Source organism: Actinacidiphila bryophytorum, assembly GCF_016916835.1.
In the GTDB taxonomy this organism is placed as follows: domain Bacteria; phylum Actinomycetota; class Actinomycetes; order Streptomycetales; family Streptomycetaceae; genus Actinacidiphila; species Actinacidiphila bryophytorum.
The window spans coordinates 1-12,114 of record NZ_JAFFIX010000030.1 but is presented as its reverse complement, the minus strand read 5'-3'; the positions used below and the strand labels follow the sequence as shown (position 1 = coordinate 12,114).

15 protein-coding genes are annotated in these 12,114 nt (G+C 72.9%); 6 read left to right on the top strand and 9 right to left on the bottom strand.

The annotated features are described in order from the left end of the window. The first annotated feature begins 74 nt into the window (after positions 1-74). Positions 75-947: a LysR family transcriptional regulator gene (locus JT723_RS30740; RefSeq protein ID WP_205048136.1), complete on the top strand. Its 873-nt coding sequence runs from the start codon at positions 75-77 to the stop codon at positions 945-947. Positions 948-1,232: 285 nt separating this feature from the next. Here the strand turns inward: JT723_RS30740 and JT723_RS30735 are convergent, their stop codons facing one another. From JT723_RS30735 to JT723_RS30705, 7 genes are all read right to left on the bottom strand, one after another. After that, positions 1,233-2,006 (bottom strand): urease accessory protein UreD, encoded by a 774-nt coding sequence (locus tag JT723_RS30735; RefSeq protein ID WP_205048135.1) that lies wholly within the window; start codon positions 2,004-2,006, stop codon positions 1,233-1,235. Then, on the bottom strand, positions 2,003-2,686 hold the full coding sequence (gene ureG / locus JT723_RS30730; protein WP_205048134.1) for an urease accessory protein UreG: 684 nt from the start codon (positions 2,684-2,686) through the stop codon (positions 2,003-2,005). The genes JT723_RS30735 and ureG overlap by 4 nt, the downstream gene beginning before the upstream one ends. A gap of 218 nt (positions 2,687-2,904) precedes the next feature. Next, the gene (locus JT723_RS30725) at positions 2,905-3,639 is read right to left on the bottom strand and encodes an urease accessory protein UreF (protein WP_205048133.1); all 735 of its coding nucleotides are present in this window, start codon (positions 3,637-3,639) and stop codon (positions 2,905-2,907) included. A 13-nt stretch (positions 3,640-3,652) separates the two neighbouring features. After that, a complete protein-coding gene (locus JT723_RS30720; protein WP_205048132.1) occupies positions 3,653-5,374 on the bottom strand; it encodes an urease subunit alpha in 1,722 nt (573 codons plus the stop codon). Further along, entirely contained in the window at positions 5,367-5,678 is a 312-nt protein-coding gene (locus JT723_RS30715) for an urease subunit beta (RefSeq protein ID WP_205048131.1), read from the bottom strand. Before JT723_RS30715 ends, JT723_RS30720 begins: the two co-directional genes overlap by 8 nt. 9 nt (positions 5,679-5,687) lie before the next feature. After that, positions 5,688-5,990 (bottom strand): urease subunit gamma, encoded by a 303-nt coding sequence (locus JT723_RS30710; RefSeq protein ID WP_205048130.1) that lies wholly within the window; start codon positions 5,988-5,990, stop codon positions 5,688-5,690. A gap of 71 nt (positions 5,991-6,061) precedes the next feature. Next, the gene (locus tag JT723_RS30705; protein ID WP_033174657.1) at positions 6,062-6,352 is read right to left on the bottom strand and encodes a type II toxin-antitoxin system Phd/YefM family antitoxin; all 291 of its coding nucleotides are present in this window, start codon (positions 6,350-6,352) and stop codon (positions 6,062-6,064) included. Between the two features lie 59 nt (positions 6,353-6,411). Here JT723_RS30705 and JT723_RS30700 point away from each other — a divergent pair, with 59 nt between their 5' ends. The 3 genes from JT723_RS30700 (at position 6,412) to JT723_RS30690 (ending at position 8,430) form a co-directional block, all read left to right on the top strand. Continuing rightward, on the top strand, positions 6,412-7,047 hold the full coding sequence (locus JT723_RS30700; protein WP_205048129.1) for an ATP-dependent Clp protease proteolytic subunit: 636 nt from the start codon (positions 6,412-6,414) through the stop codon (positions 7,045-7,047). 5 nt (positions 7,048-7,052) lie between these two features. Continuing rightward, the gene (locus JT723_RS30695; protein ID WP_205048128.1) at positions 7,053-7,370 is read left to right on the top strand and encodes a hypothetical protein; all 318 of its coding nucleotides are present in this window, start codon (positions 7,053-7,055) and stop codon (positions 7,368-7,370) included. Between the two features lie 580 nt (positions 7,371-7,950). Continuing rightward, positions 7,951-8,430 carry a C40 family peptidase gene (locus tag JT723_RS30690; RefSeq protein WP_205048127.1) on the top strand — a complete coding sequence of 160 codons (480 nt, stop codon included), beginning with the start codon at positions 7,951-7,953 and terminating at the stop codon, positions 8,428-8,430. Positions 8,431-8,516: 86 nt separating this feature from the next. Here JT723_RS30690 and JT723_RS30685 read toward each other — a convergent pair whose 3' ends face one another. After that, complete coding sequence (locus JT723_RS30685; protein ID WP_205048126.1) at positions 8,517-9,641, bottom strand: DUF1996 domain-containing protein; 1,125 nt, start codon at positions 9,639-9,641, stop codon at positions 8,517-8,519. Positions 9,642-9,967: 326 nt separating this feature from the next. Continuing rightward, positions 9,968-10,396: an ATP-binding protein gene (locus tag JT723_RS30680; RefSeq protein WP_205048125.1), complete on the bottom strand. Its 429-nt coding sequence runs from the start codon at positions 10,394-10,396 to the stop codon at positions 9,968-9,970. 279 nt (positions 10,397-10,675) lie between these two features. Here JT723_RS30680 and JT723_RS30675 point away from each other — a divergent pair, with 279 nt between their 5' ends. Both JT723_RS30675 and JT723_RS30670 read left to right on the top strand, forming a co-directional pair. Beyond that, positions 10,676-11,566 (top strand): helix-turn-helix domain-containing protein, encoded by an 891-nt coding sequence (locus JT723_RS30675; protein ID WP_205048124.1) that lies wholly within the window; start codon positions 10,676-10,678, stop codon positions 11,564-11,566. Continuing rightward, the gene (locus tag JT723_RS30670; RefSeq protein WP_205048123.1) at positions 11,563-11,805 is read left to right on the top strand and encodes a DUF397 domain-containing protein; all 243 of its coding nucleotides are present in this window, start codon (positions 11,563-11,565) and stop codon (positions 11,803-11,805) included. Before JT723_RS30675 ends, JT723_RS30670 begins: the two co-directional genes overlap by 4 nt. Positions 11,806-12,114: the final 309 nt, after the last annotated feature.

Below are 12,114 nucleotides of genomic sequence, written 5' to 3'. Positions count from 1 at the left end.
GCTCATCGTGGGCCTGGCGGCACTATCGCGTCCAACGATTCATTCTGCTCGGTGCATCAGTGATACTGATGGCCATGGATCCGCATCTGCTGCGTACGTTCACGGTGGTCGCCCGGCTGGGGTCCTTCTCGGCCGCGGCCCAGGAGTTGGGCTACACCCAGTCGGCCGTCTCCCAGCAGGTCGCCGCGCTGGAGGCGGATCTCGGTGTGCCGCTGCTCGGCCGCCGCCCGGTCGCCCCCACCGAGGCGGGCGCCCGGCTGCTGGACCACGCGGGTGTGCTGCTCACCCGGCTCGCGGCGGCCCGCGCCGACGTCGTACGCGTGGCCCGTACGCCGGTGGTGCGGCTGGTGGTCGGCGCGGGCGGCTGCGCCTTCGGGCCGCGGGCGGCGCGGGCGCTCGCACAGGTGCGGGGTGCGATGCCGCGGGTCGAGGTGGCGGTGCGCGGCATCGAACGGGCGGCGGCGGTCCCCGCGGTGGTCGCGGGCGACGTCGACGCGGCCCTGGTGGACGGGGCGGTGGCACCGACCGACCCGCTGCGGCTGGCGCAGGCCGAGGGCCTTGCGGTGGAGCTGGTCGGCGAGGAACCCCTTGCGGTAATGCTGCCGCCGGGACATCCGCTCGCCGGGCGCGACGCCTTGCGCCTCGCCGACCTCACCGACGCGCTGTGGCTGGACGCCCCGGGCGCCGCGGTGCCGCTGGCGGACCTGCGGGCGGCGTTGCCCGCGGCCTACCCGGTGGGGGTGCCCTATGCGGGCGGTGACGCGCGGGTGCTGCACGAACTGGTCGCGGCAGGGCACGGGTTGGCGGTGCTGCCGCGCTCGGCGGCGGGTCCGCGCGCGGTGCCGCTGAGCGCACCGCACCTGGTGCACCGGGTGGAGCTGGTACGGGGCGCCGCCGCCGGTCCTGCCGCCGAGGCCTTCGCCGCGGAGCTGGCCGCACCCCGTTGACCACAGGTCCCTTACCCGGACGGGTCCTGCCACAGGCGGCTGGTCGGGGAAGGCACCGGTGGGGACCAGCGCGCGGCGGCGCCCTGCGGGGGGGCCGCGACCACCGGGCGGCGGTCACCTCCCGACGTCCGGGGCCGGCATCCACCTCCAGGGCGCACCGAGCACACCCACGGGCCGACCTCGGCCCTGCGGTCCACGTCGGCCGTGCGTGCGGGCGAGATCCGCGACTTGCCTGCTCGCCGCCCCCGTCTCCGCCCGCTGACGGCACCGGCCGGCCGCTCCCTGTCAGCCCGTCAGGGCGGCGGCCTCTGCCGCGGCGGCCTCCGCTGCCGCGACCTCTGCTGCCGCGGATTGCGCGAAGGCGGTCCTGGGCGCGAGCGACATCAGCAGCACCCCGCCGCCCGCGAGCGCCGTACGCGAGGTCAGCGGCGGCAGCGGCAGGGCGGGGCCCGGCGTTGGCCCCGGCACCAGGAGCAGCTGGCCGACACCGCGGTACGGGCCGAGGACCGCGGGGCCGTCCCAGCCGGGCGCCGCCCCGGGGCCGAAGGCCAGCTCCTGGTCGAGCAGCGGCCGACCGGCCTGCTCGACGGTGAGCCGGCTGGTGAGGTGCCCCGCTTCCTCGCCGTGCCGCCCGAGCACCAGTTCCTCGCGCAGCACCAGCCGCGCGCCCGGGGCGAGGTGCACCCGGGTGGTCATCCGCAGGTCGCTGCCGCGGGCGGCGATCACCGGCTCGGGCAGCCACCGCAGCTCCGCGTCCTCGCCGACGGTCAGCCGCACGTCGTAGCGGGCCTGCCGCCGCTCGCGCCCGGGCAGCGAGACGGTCGCGGCGGCGGAGTCGACGGTCAGCCTCGCCCCTGCGGCGACGTCCACCTCGATACGCAGCCGGTCACCGCCGAGCGGTCCGCTCATCGCCCCGACCACGGTCACGCGGGCCTCGCCGCGGCGGGCCGCGCGGGTCCTGCGCAGGGCGAGCGGGCCGGCGCCCGCGAGCACGGGCAGCGCGGTGCCGCCGTACCGGTCGCGGGCCGCCCCGATGCGGGCGGCCGCGGTGACGCTCATGCCGTCCAGGCCGTCAGCCGCTCGCCGACCCACGCGGCGACCGGCGCGATCCCCTCACCGCGGGTCACGGAGGTGAACACCACCGGCAGATCGCCCCGTTGGGCGGCGGCGTCGCGCGCCATCCGGTCCAGGTCGGCGCCGACGTAGGGCGCCAGGTCGGTCTTGTTGACGACCAGCAGGTCGGCGGTGGTGACCCCGGGGCCGCCCTTGCGGGGGATGTCGTCGCCGCCCGCCACGTCGATCACGAAGATCTGCGCGTCGACCAGGCCCTTGGAGAAGGTCGCGGTGAGGTTGTCGCCGCCGGACTCGACCAGCACCAGGTCGAGCGGTCCGACCGCGTCCTCCAGGTCCTCGACGGCCTCCAGGTTCGCCGAGATGTCGTCGCGGATCGCGGTGTGCGGGCAGGCGCCGGTCTCGACGCCGACGATCCGCTCGGGCGGCAGCACGGCGCTGCGCAGCAGGAACTCGGCGTCCTCGCGGGTGTAGATGTCGTTGGTGACCACCGCGATCGACAGCCGGTCGCGCAGGGTGCGGCACAGCGCGGCGACCGTGGCGGTCTTGCCGGATCCGACCGGCCCGCCCAGGCCGATCCGCAGCGCGCGGCGGCGCCCGTCGGGGCCGACGGCGGCGGAGGAGTGCGCATAGCGCTCGGGGAAGACCTCGGGGTGGTCGCGGTGCATGTCGGTCTCCGTCGGTCGAGGGGCGGATGGGTGGCGGGTCGGGCGGCGGGAGTGGCTGCCGGGCCAGGGCGTACCCCGGGTGGCCGGGTGCCGCCCACGGCGCGCGGGCCTCTGGGGGCAGGGTGCCGACGGCGACGGGACCCGGCCCGGGGCAGGACGGCCGCCCACGGCAAGGTGCCCGCCCGCGGCGGGGTGGCGTACGGCGGCGGCCGGCGCCGTCATGAGGCGAACAGCCGCACCGGCCAGGCCGCGTGGTCCTCCGCGCTGATCTCCAGCAGCGGTGCGGAGGCCGCGGGCAGGGCGCTGACGCCGTGGGTGCGGGCGCGGTGGGCCGCGCTCGCGGCGGTGCGGGCGGTGGCATCGATCTGCGGCGCGAGCCTGGCCAGGACGGCGGCTGCGTGGAAGGGGTCGAGACTGAGCAGCCGTACGGCGGCGGTCGCGGGGCCTGACACCGACTCGTACGCCGCCGCGTGGGCCGCGGCCGAGGGGGGCAGGCCCGCGGCCTGCGCGGTCAGGCCGAGGACGACCGGCTGGTGGGCGCCGCGCGGGCGGGCCGCGGCGAGCGCGTCGAGGCCGGCGGAGGGCCAGGTGGCGCGGGCGGCCCGCATCAGCTGGCGGCCGAGCCGCCGGGAGACCGAGCGCAGCGCGGCAGAGGGCGTACGGGCGTCGGCCGCCGCGTCGAGTGCGAGCGGGTCGAGTCCTGCGGTCGCCGCCGCGGCCAGTGCGGCGGCGACCAGTCCTGCGGTGTGCAGCCGGCCGCGGCAGAAGTCCGCGAGGCCTGCCGCGTCCCTGATCCGCCCGTCGGCGACCGCCGCCTCCGCGCCGCCGGAGTGGGCGTGGCCGCCGGCCGGGAAGCGCCCGTCGCTGAGCAGCAGCAGCGCGGTGAGCGCCCCGGGGATCGAGGTGCCGGCGGTGTCGGCGTCCGTGCCGGTCTCGGTGTCCGTTTCGGTCATCGGGTCCCCGGCCTCAGAAGAGGAAGTAGCGCTGGGCCATGGGCAGTTCAGCGGCCGGTGCAGGTTCCACGACTTCGCCGTCGATCGTCACGGTGAAGGTGTCGGGGTCGACGTGGACGTCCGGCAGCGCCGCGTTCTCCCGCATGTCGGCCTTGGTGACCGCGCGGGTGCCGCGGGCCGCGGTGAAGTGCTTGGCCAGGCCCAGGCGTTCCGGCAGCCCGTCGTCAAGTGCCGCCTGGTTGACGAAGTTGACCGAGTTCGCGGCGGGGGCGGCGCCGACGCCGCCGAACATCGGCCGGGGCAGGACGGGCTGCGGGGTCGGGATCGAGGCGTTCGCGTCGCCCATCTGCGCGTAGGCGATCTGGCCGCCCTTGATCACCAGGTGCGGCTTGACGCCGAAGAAGGCCGGGTCCCACAGCACGAGGTCGGCGAGCTTGCCCGGCTCGACCGAGCCGATCTCGTGGTCGAGGCCCTGCGCGACGGCGGGGTTGATGGTGTATTTGGCGACGTAGCGCCGTGCCCGGTGGTTGTCTGCCGGACCGTCCCCGGGCAGCGAGCCGCGGCGGCGCTTCATGACGTGGGCGGTCTGCCAGGTGCGCAGCGCGATCTCGCCGATGCGGCCCATGGCCTGCGAGTCGGAGCTGATGATGCTGATCGCGCCGAGGTCGTGCAGCACGTCCTCCGCGGCGATGGTGGACGGGCGGATCCGGGACTCGGCGAAGGCCAGGTCCTCCGGTACCGCGGGGTTGAGGTGGTGGCAGACCATCAGCATGTCGAGGTGCTCCTCGACGGTGTTGACGGTGTGCGGCCGGGTCGGGTTGGTGGACGACGGCAGCACGTTGGGGTGCGAGACGACGCTGATGATGTCGGGTGCGTGCCCGCCGCCCGCGCCCTCCGCGTGGTAGGCGTGGATGCCGCGTCCCGCGATCGCGGCAAGGGTGTCCTCGACGAACCCGGCCTCGTTCAGCGTGTCGGTGTGCAGGGCCAGTTGCGCCCCGGTCTGCTCGCACACCGTCAGGCACGCGTCGATCGCCGCGGGTGTGGCGCCCCAGTCCTCGTGGATCTTGAAGCCGACCGCACCGGCCCGCAACTGGGCGTGCAGCGCTGCCGGGTTGACCGTGTTGCCCTTGCCGAGCAGGCCGACGTTGACCGGGTAGGCCTCCAGGGCGGCGAACATCCGCGCCAGGTGCCAGCCGCCCGGTGTGATGGTGGTGGCCTTGGTGCCCTCCGCGGGTCCCGTGCCGCCGCCGAGCACCGTGGTGACACCGGAGGCGAGGGCCTCGTCCATCAGGGTCGGCGAGATGAAGTGCACATGGGCGTCGATGGTGCCTGCGGTGAGGATCCGGCCGTTGCCCGCGATGACCTCGGTCTCCGGACCGATGACCAGGTCGGGGTGGACGCCGTCCATGGTCTCGGGGTTGCCGGCCTTGCCGAGGGCGGTGATACGGCCGTCGCGCAGGCCGACGTCGGCCTTGACCACACCCCAGTGGTCCAGCACGACCGCGCCGGTGATCACCGTGTCGGGTGCGCCCTCGGCGCGGGTGGCGCGGCCCTGGCCCATGGACTCCCTGATGACCTTGCCGCCGCCGAAGACCGCTTCGTCCCCGGCGCTTCCCGGGCCGCCGGCGAGGTCGCGTTCGACCTCGACGACGAGGTCGGTGTCGGCGAGCCGGATGCGGTCGCCGGTGGTGGGACCGTAGAGGTCGGCGTACACCGGGCGGGTCAGCTCAGCCATCGAGGGCTCCCCCCGTCTGGCCGCGCAGACCTGCGACCACCCGGGCGCCGGCGATCGGCACCAGTTCGACCTCGGCGGGGATGCCCGGCTCGAAGCGTACGGCGGTGCCCGCGGCGATGTTCAGCCGCAGACCGCGGGCCGCGGCCCGGTCGAAGCTGAGGCCGGGGTTGGCCTCGGCGAAGTGGTAGTGCGAGCCGACCTGCACGGGGCGGTCGGCGGTGTTGACGACGGCCAGCCGGGTGACGGGGCGTCCGCTGTTGAGTACGACCGGCGCGTCGGCGTACAGGATCTCTCCGGGAATCACGCCGCCCCCTCAGACGATCGGCTCGTGCACGGTGACGAGCTTGGTGCCGTCGGGGAAGGTCGCCTCGACCTGCACGTCGTGGATCATCTCCGGGATGCCGTCCATGACGTCGTCGCGGGTCAGGACGCCGCGACCGGACTCCATCAGCTCCGCGACGCTGCGCCCGTCGCGGGCGCCCTCCAGGATGTGCGCGGTGATCAGCGCGACGGCCTCGGGGTGGTTCAGCCGCAGGCCGCGGGCTCGCCGCCGCTCGGCCACGTCGGCCGCGACATGGATGAGCAGGCGTTCCTGCTCGTGGGGGGTCAACCGCACAGCCGCACCTCACAGTCTCCGGCAAGGCATGTGAGATTAGTTCGGCGGGATTTCGGGCGCGTTAACGGCTGTTACGGGCGCCGGTCGCCGGTGCCGGGTCCGCGGTGCTCGGCGGCGATGCCGAACCTGCGCCGTTCGCCTGTGGCAGAAGCCCGGGAGCCGACCGTGGAGACCGTACTGATCACCTGCTCCTCGGGACGCTCGTCGAGTTCGCGCAGTCGTTGCAGGTCAGCGGCGGAGACGAGGGCGACGAGCGGCTTGCCGTGCCGGGTCAGCACCACCTGTTCACCGCCGTAGACCACGCGGTTGATGAGGTCGGCGAGCTCCGCCCGCGCTTGTGTCACCGGGACGTCATGGGTCATGCTCCCCATCATAACGAGATGTACGTCCTGTACATTTTGAACGTATGGAGGTGCCTGCCATGACCCACCCCGCGGCCCGCTACGTCCTGCCGGAGTTCACCGAGCGCAGCAGCAACGGCGTCCGCACCATGGACCCGTATTCGAAGCTGCTCCAGGAGCGGATCGTCTTCCTGGGCACCCCGATCGACGACACCTCGGCCAACGACGTGATGGCCCAGCTCATCCACTTGGAGAGCGCTTCCCCGGACCAGGACATCCATCTCTACGTCAACTCCCCCGGCGGCTCCTTCTCCGCGATGACCGCGATCTACGACACGATGCAGTTCGTCACCTGCGACGTCGCGACGGTGTGCATCGGGCAGGCGGCGTCGGCCGCCGCGGTGCTGCTGACGGCGGGCACACCGGGCAAGCGCATGATCACCCCGGGCGCGCGCGTCCTGGTCCACCAGCCGTCGCTGGGCGAGGTGGTGCAGGGCGACGTCTCGGACCTGGAGATCCAGGCGAACGAACTGCTGCGCACCCGCGAGACGTTGGAGACGCTGCTGGCCCGGCACACGGGCCAGGGCCTCGACCGGGTGCGGGCCGACATCGAGCGGGACAAGGTCTTCGACGCGGAAGCCGCCGTCGCCTACGGCCTGGTGGACCGGCTGACCACCAGCCGCAAGCCCAACGGCCCCGCCTCCGGCCCGCGGTGAGCCGGGTGGTGCCGGAACTCCCGCCGCTGCCCGCGCTGACCCGCTCCGAGGGCGAGCTGATCGACTGCTACCTGGAGGTCGTGGACCTGCTCGGCCGGATCAACCCCTCGCGCACCACCGACACCTACGGGGCGCTGCGGGCCGCACAGGCACTGGTGGGCAGGGCGGTTGCGCTGCGCGAGGCGCTGGCGGTAATGCATCTGCGCGGTGAGACGGAGCTTCACCACACCACGCTGGCACGGGCGCTGCGGGTGCTCGACGGTGAACGCCGTTCCTCTCGCCCGGTGGTGCCGCCCGCGGCAGGGCCGCAGGGCGCGCACTGACGCCTCCCTGCGGGTCCTTGGGGACGCCTTCATGCCGCGCGGTCGTCACTCAGCGGCGCGACCACCCCCGATTCGGCCGAACATCGGCTCAGCCCATTGGCGGATCGGCAACCCGGCGCGGGACGTCGGCGCGGTTGCGTACCCGTTTGCCGACCGCTCGCAAGCACGCAGGTCACACGGCCCGGCGGCGAGCACGACCACCCGGAAGGCGGAGCGCTGTCACCCGGAGGGCGGCAGTGTGACGAGACTCACATCGGGCGTTTCCCGCCCGGTGCGGGCGCGTCGGGTGCGTAACGATCCGTGGTGACGACAAGCCCCCGCCGCCGTGGCGGGGCGGTCCGCACGGACGCCGAATCCCGCCGGCGTGCGGATGCCAGGTCGACACGAGTGCAACGGCGGGAGCGGAGGACCCAGGCACGACGGGGCGGCCGCCCCGAGCACGAACCGCGCACGAATCCGAGCGTGAGCCCGTGCACGACAAGGCCGCCTCTTGGGGTGAAGCCGCTGCATGCGGCCGGGCATCTTCGCCTGCTCGAACCCGACAGGTCATCCTTCGCAGGCTGACGACGAAGGGTTGCGCATGACCGCGCCTCACGCACTGTCCGCACGGCTGTCCCGGATCGGGGCCGCGTCCGTGCTCACCGCCGCAGCAGTCGCCGTCCCCGCCCTGCTGCCCGGCGCCGCACAGCAGGCGGGAGCCGCCACCTTGGCCGCGAAGGCCCTCGGGGTGGCGGCATCCAAGCAGGGCTCCCCCTACCAGTGGGGAGCCGCAGGACCCAACCGCTTCGACTGCTCGGGGCTGACGCTGTACTCCTTCCGGCAGGCGGGCAAGAAGCTGCCGCGCACCGCGGCGGCGCAGTACGGCAGCACCACGCACATCGCCGCGTCGGCCCGCCGGGCGGGCGACCTGGTCTTCTTCCACTCCGGCTCGTCCGGCTCGTCCGTCTACCACGTCGGGATCTACGCCGGCGGAGGTGAGATCTGGCACGCGCCCAAGACCGGCGCGCGGGTCCGGCTGGAACGCATCTGGACCGGCAGCGTGTGGTACGGGCGGGTCTGACCCGGAGAGCGATCCGGCAAACGATCCGGAGAGCGCTCTCCCGAACGGGTGGGGAAAACCCGCCCGGGAGAGCACGTCCGGACGGGTCAGTGGATGAGCTGGTAGTTGCTGTCGAGGACGGCGCCCTTGCCGGGCTGGGACTCGTCGTAGCCGTGGGCGTCGCACTGCAGGCCGCCGTTGATGCAGTGGGCGACCATCGCGGACTGGGTCGCGGTGTCCCAGTCGGCGAAGAAGTCGTAGTGGAAGGAGTAGCCCGCGCCGCTGGACAGGTGCACCTGCGACATGTCGCCGTTGACCGGCCAGGCCATCTTGAACTCGATCATCGGCAGCGCGACGGGGTGGTCGGCCGGGCACACGTTCTGGTTGGCACCGGTCGCCACCGGATAGGCCATGTGGCTCTTGTGGTCAGGGGTGTCGAGGTGGATGCCGTCCCAGCAACTGGGCGCCTGCAGCCGGATGTTCAGCTGGGTGTCCTGGGTGCTGGGGCAGGTCGCGGGGAAGTTCCAGTTGTGGTAGCTGGTGCCGCACTCCCAGCCCTCGACGGTGCCCTTGAGGTTCTTGAACTCGTCCTGGGTCTGCATCGGGCTGCCGACCACGAACCGCAGGCCCTTGGGGAAGGGCCGGACCGAGGTGTAGTCGTTGACCGACGACTTGTAGTAGATCGTCTGCGGCCCGATCGGCAGGACCTTCTGGTCGCCCTTGAACAGCGAGGGCATCCAGTAAGCCGACTTGTCCCCGGGCGCCAGACACGCCGTCCCGCCGGCCGCTTCGAGCGAGGCGGTGGTGGAGCCGGCGTTCGTGCTGGTGTTGCCCATGAAGGTGTGGTCATGCGACTTCCCCGGCTGGCCCGGGTAGACGATCGGGTCGTCGGGGGCGGTGTGGTCGGGCGCGCACTTGGCCTGGAACTCGTGGAAGTACGCGTGCGGCGGGTCGTACGTCGACGGCGTCACGCCGGTCACCGGCGGGTCGGCCATGATGTAGCCGTCGCCGTCCGGGTCGTCGCCCGAGGTCTGGTCGGACACCGCCATACCCGGCATCTCCGCCATCGCCTGCCCGGCGGGAGCGCCGTGGGACGCGGCAGCCGACGAGCCGGCCGGCGCCGCGGCGGGGGTGCTGGCCGCCGCGTTCGCGGTGAGCAGTGCGCCGCCGCCGACCGTGACCAGCGCGAGGGCGACGAGCAGCCCGGGGATCTTTCTCGGCCTCCGTGGCATGGAAACCTCCTTGTGCGCAGGGGGGATGTTGCGGGCATGACAGCCCACACGCCCGGAATACGCCGCATCGGCGATCCGGGAGTCGGGAGAGCGCTCTCCCGGCCTCGGAATGGTCCGCCCGCACTACGGATGTGTCAACAGTTGGTGAAGTGACGCAAACAGCCCCGCCACCGGCTCCCGCGACCCGAACACCCGCCGACCTGCGGGGCGTTGGGATGTGAGGGTCCTGTGAAGACCCCGACTTCCCGGGACGGACGGGGACTTGCCGGTCCTGCACCGGCGCGGCCGCCGCTCCAGGCGGCGGTTCAGCCGGCCGGGACAGCGGTTCAGGCGACCGGGACCGCCCACGGAAGCATGATCCACACGGTCTTGCCGCCCGTGTCGGTCGGTGTGACCTGGAGGCTGCCGCCGGACTCCGCGGTCAGGTGGCGCACGATCACCATCCCCCGGCCGTTGTCCTGCTGGACGGCGGCGGCCTCCTGCCGCGGCCAGCGCGGGTGGCTGTCGGTGACGCCGATGTGCAGCTGCTCCGAGCGCTCCAGGCGTACGTCCACGGTGAAGGTCGGCGACAGCCCCGAGGTGTGCAGCACCGCGTTGGTGGCCAGCTCCGAGACGATCAGGCGGACCGCGTCCACGGCAGGGGACCCGGCCGGCAGCCCCCACTCCCCCAGCACACCGCACACATAGCGCCTGGCTGTCGTCACCGACGCGGGGTCGCTCGGCAGGGTGACGGATGCTTCCTGAAGATCTGCCATGGCGACGCTTCCCTTTCCCGCCGTGACCTGGCCCCGGTGCGCACCCGCGGCGGAGCGGGGAGCCCGGTGAATCGGGCCGCCTCGCTTACGTCGGGTTCGCGCCAGAATGACACTCATCGTGCCGCCAATACGGACGTTCCACAGGTGTCTGCATATATCTGTCGCTCAAAACGGTGAACTCTGCTACGTGAGAGCGCATTTGGTCGGCAGACTGTCGTATCGGGTGAATGGGGCGGCGTGCTGTGCGGCATGCCGCACACCGAGGAGGCGCGAGAACCGATGGAAAGAGTGCCAGCCGTACGCCGGCGCAGACTCGGCGCGGAACTGCGCCGGTTGCGTGATCTCGCGGGACTGACCAGCGGTGAGGCCGCCGACCTGGCGGGGTGGCACCAGTCGAAGGTCAGCCGGATCGAGACCGGCCGCAGCAGCGTGCGGGCCGAGGACGTCAACCTGCTGCTCGACGTCTACGCGGTACGCGACCGCGACGTCCGCGAACTGCTGCGCACGCTCGCCGGGTACGGGCACCAGCGCGGCTGGTGGCACGACTTCCGCGAGGTGCTGCCGGTGGAGTACCGCGACTTCATCAGCCTGGAGACCGGGGCGACCCGGGCCAGGTCGATGGAGACCAGCGTCGTCCCCGGGCTGCTCCAGACCCCCGCGTACGCGCAGGCACTGACCGGGGACGTCATGCCGCAGCTCGGTCCGCGCGAGGTGGCCGCACTGGTGGACGTGCGGATCGCCCGGCAGGCGGTGCTGCACCAGGACCCGCCGCTGGAGCTGACCGCGGTGCTCGACGAGGCGGTGCTGCGGCGCGAGGTCGGCGGACCCGAGGTGATGGCCGGTCAGCTGCGCCGGCTGGCCGAGGCGGCGGAGCTGCCGCAGGTGTCCCTGCATGTGCTGCCATTTGCCGCGGGCGGGCACATAGGGGTGACGGGTTCTTTCGTCATCTTCTCCTTTCCGCGCATTGCTGATCTGGATGTGGTTGTTCTTGACCATCTGACGAGTAGTCTCTGTGTCGATCGGAAACAGGACATCACCGCTTACGCCGCCGCGTTCGCCCGATTGCGTGATCGTGCGCTTCCCTGTGCGGAATCGGCTGCGATGATCGCTGGAATCGGTGAGGAGTTCTCGCGGATGCCGCGGCTCACCAAGGAGGAACACCCGTCATGACCGCGCTGACGCCGTCGCCGTACCCTCACGTTTCCAACAGTTCGACGCTCGGTGTTGCGTGGCGGCGCAGCAGCCACAGTACTGCGGCGAACAATTGTGTGGAGGCGGCAACATTGCCCTCCGGGCGGGTTGCGGTTCGCGACTCCAAGGATGTCTCGGGGCCGGCGCTCCTCTTCCCCTCCGGGGAGTGGGCGGCCTTCGTCCGCGACCTTTCCGCCCACGCGCTGCGCACCGTCTAGGGCCGCACAGGACCGCCCGTCCTGCCCCGGGCCGCCGTCCCCGGACCTTCCCCCCGGCGGTGGGCTGGTCGCGCAGTTCCCCGCGCCCCTGATGGTTGCCCTCTCGCGCCGAAGCGGGCGCCATCAAGGGCCCCGTCTGTCTGGGAGGGTGAGCGCTTTTAAGGGGCGCGGGGAACTGCGCGACCAGCCACGACGCACGCGAACAGTGAACGCAACAGAAAGTGGCACCCACCCAGGGGCTCGGGGAACTGCGAGGCCGGCCCCCACCGGGGGAAAGGTGCGCGACCGGCTGCAGGTGGCACCCGCCTA

Excerpts from the sequence above, each read along its gene's own strand:
- JT723_RS30720 (WP_205048132.1), bottom strand. The coding sequence starts at position 5,374 with ATGGCTGAGCTGACCCGCCCGGTGTACGCCGACCTCTACGGTCCCACC.
- JT723_RS30735 (WP_205048135.1), bottom strand. The coding sequence starts at position 2,006 with ATGAGCGTCACCGCGGCCGCCCGCATCGGGGCGGCCCGCGACCGGTAC.
- JT723_RS30705 (WP_033174657.1), bottom strand. The coding sequence starts at position 6,352 with ATGACCCATGACGTCCCGGTGACACAAGCGCGGGCGGAGCTCGCCGAC.
- JT723_RS30740 (WP_205048136.1), top strand. The coding sequence starts at position 75 with ATGGATCCGCATCTGCTGCGTACGTTCACGGTGGTCGCCCGGCTGGGG.
- JT723_RS30675 (WP_205048124.1), top strand. The coding sequence starts at position 10,676 with ATGGAAAGAGTGCCAGCCGTACGCCGGCGCAGACTCGGCGCGGAACTG.
- JT723_RS30685 (WP_205048126.1), bottom strand. The coding sequence starts at position 9,641 with ATGCCACGGAGGCCGAGAAAGATCCCCGGGCTGCTCGTCGCCCTCGCG.
- JT723_RS30700 (WP_205048129.1), top strand. The coding sequence starts at position 6,412 with ATGACCCACCCCGCGGCCCGCTACGTCCTGCCGGAGTTCACCGAGCGC.
- JT723_RS30690 (WP_205048127.1), top strand. The coding sequence starts at position 7,951 with ATGACCGCGCCTCACGCACTGTCCGCACGGCTGTCCCGGATCGGGGCC.
- JT723_RS30670 (WP_205048123.1), top strand. The coding sequence starts at position 11,563 with ATGACCGCGCTGACGCCGTCGCCGTACCCTCACGTTTCCAACAGTTCG.
- JT723_RS30680 (WP_205048125.1), bottom strand. The coding sequence starts at position 10,396 with ATGGCAGATCTTCAGGAAGCATCCGTCACCCTGCCGAGCGACCCCGCG.
- JT723_RS30725 (WP_205048133.1), bottom strand. The coding sequence starts at position 3,639 with ATGACCGAAACGGACACCGAGACCGGCACGGACGCCGACACCGCCGGC.
- ureG (WP_205048134.1), bottom strand. The coding sequence starts at position 2,686 with ATGCACCGCGACCACCCCGAGGTCTTCCCCGAGCGCTATGCGCACTCC.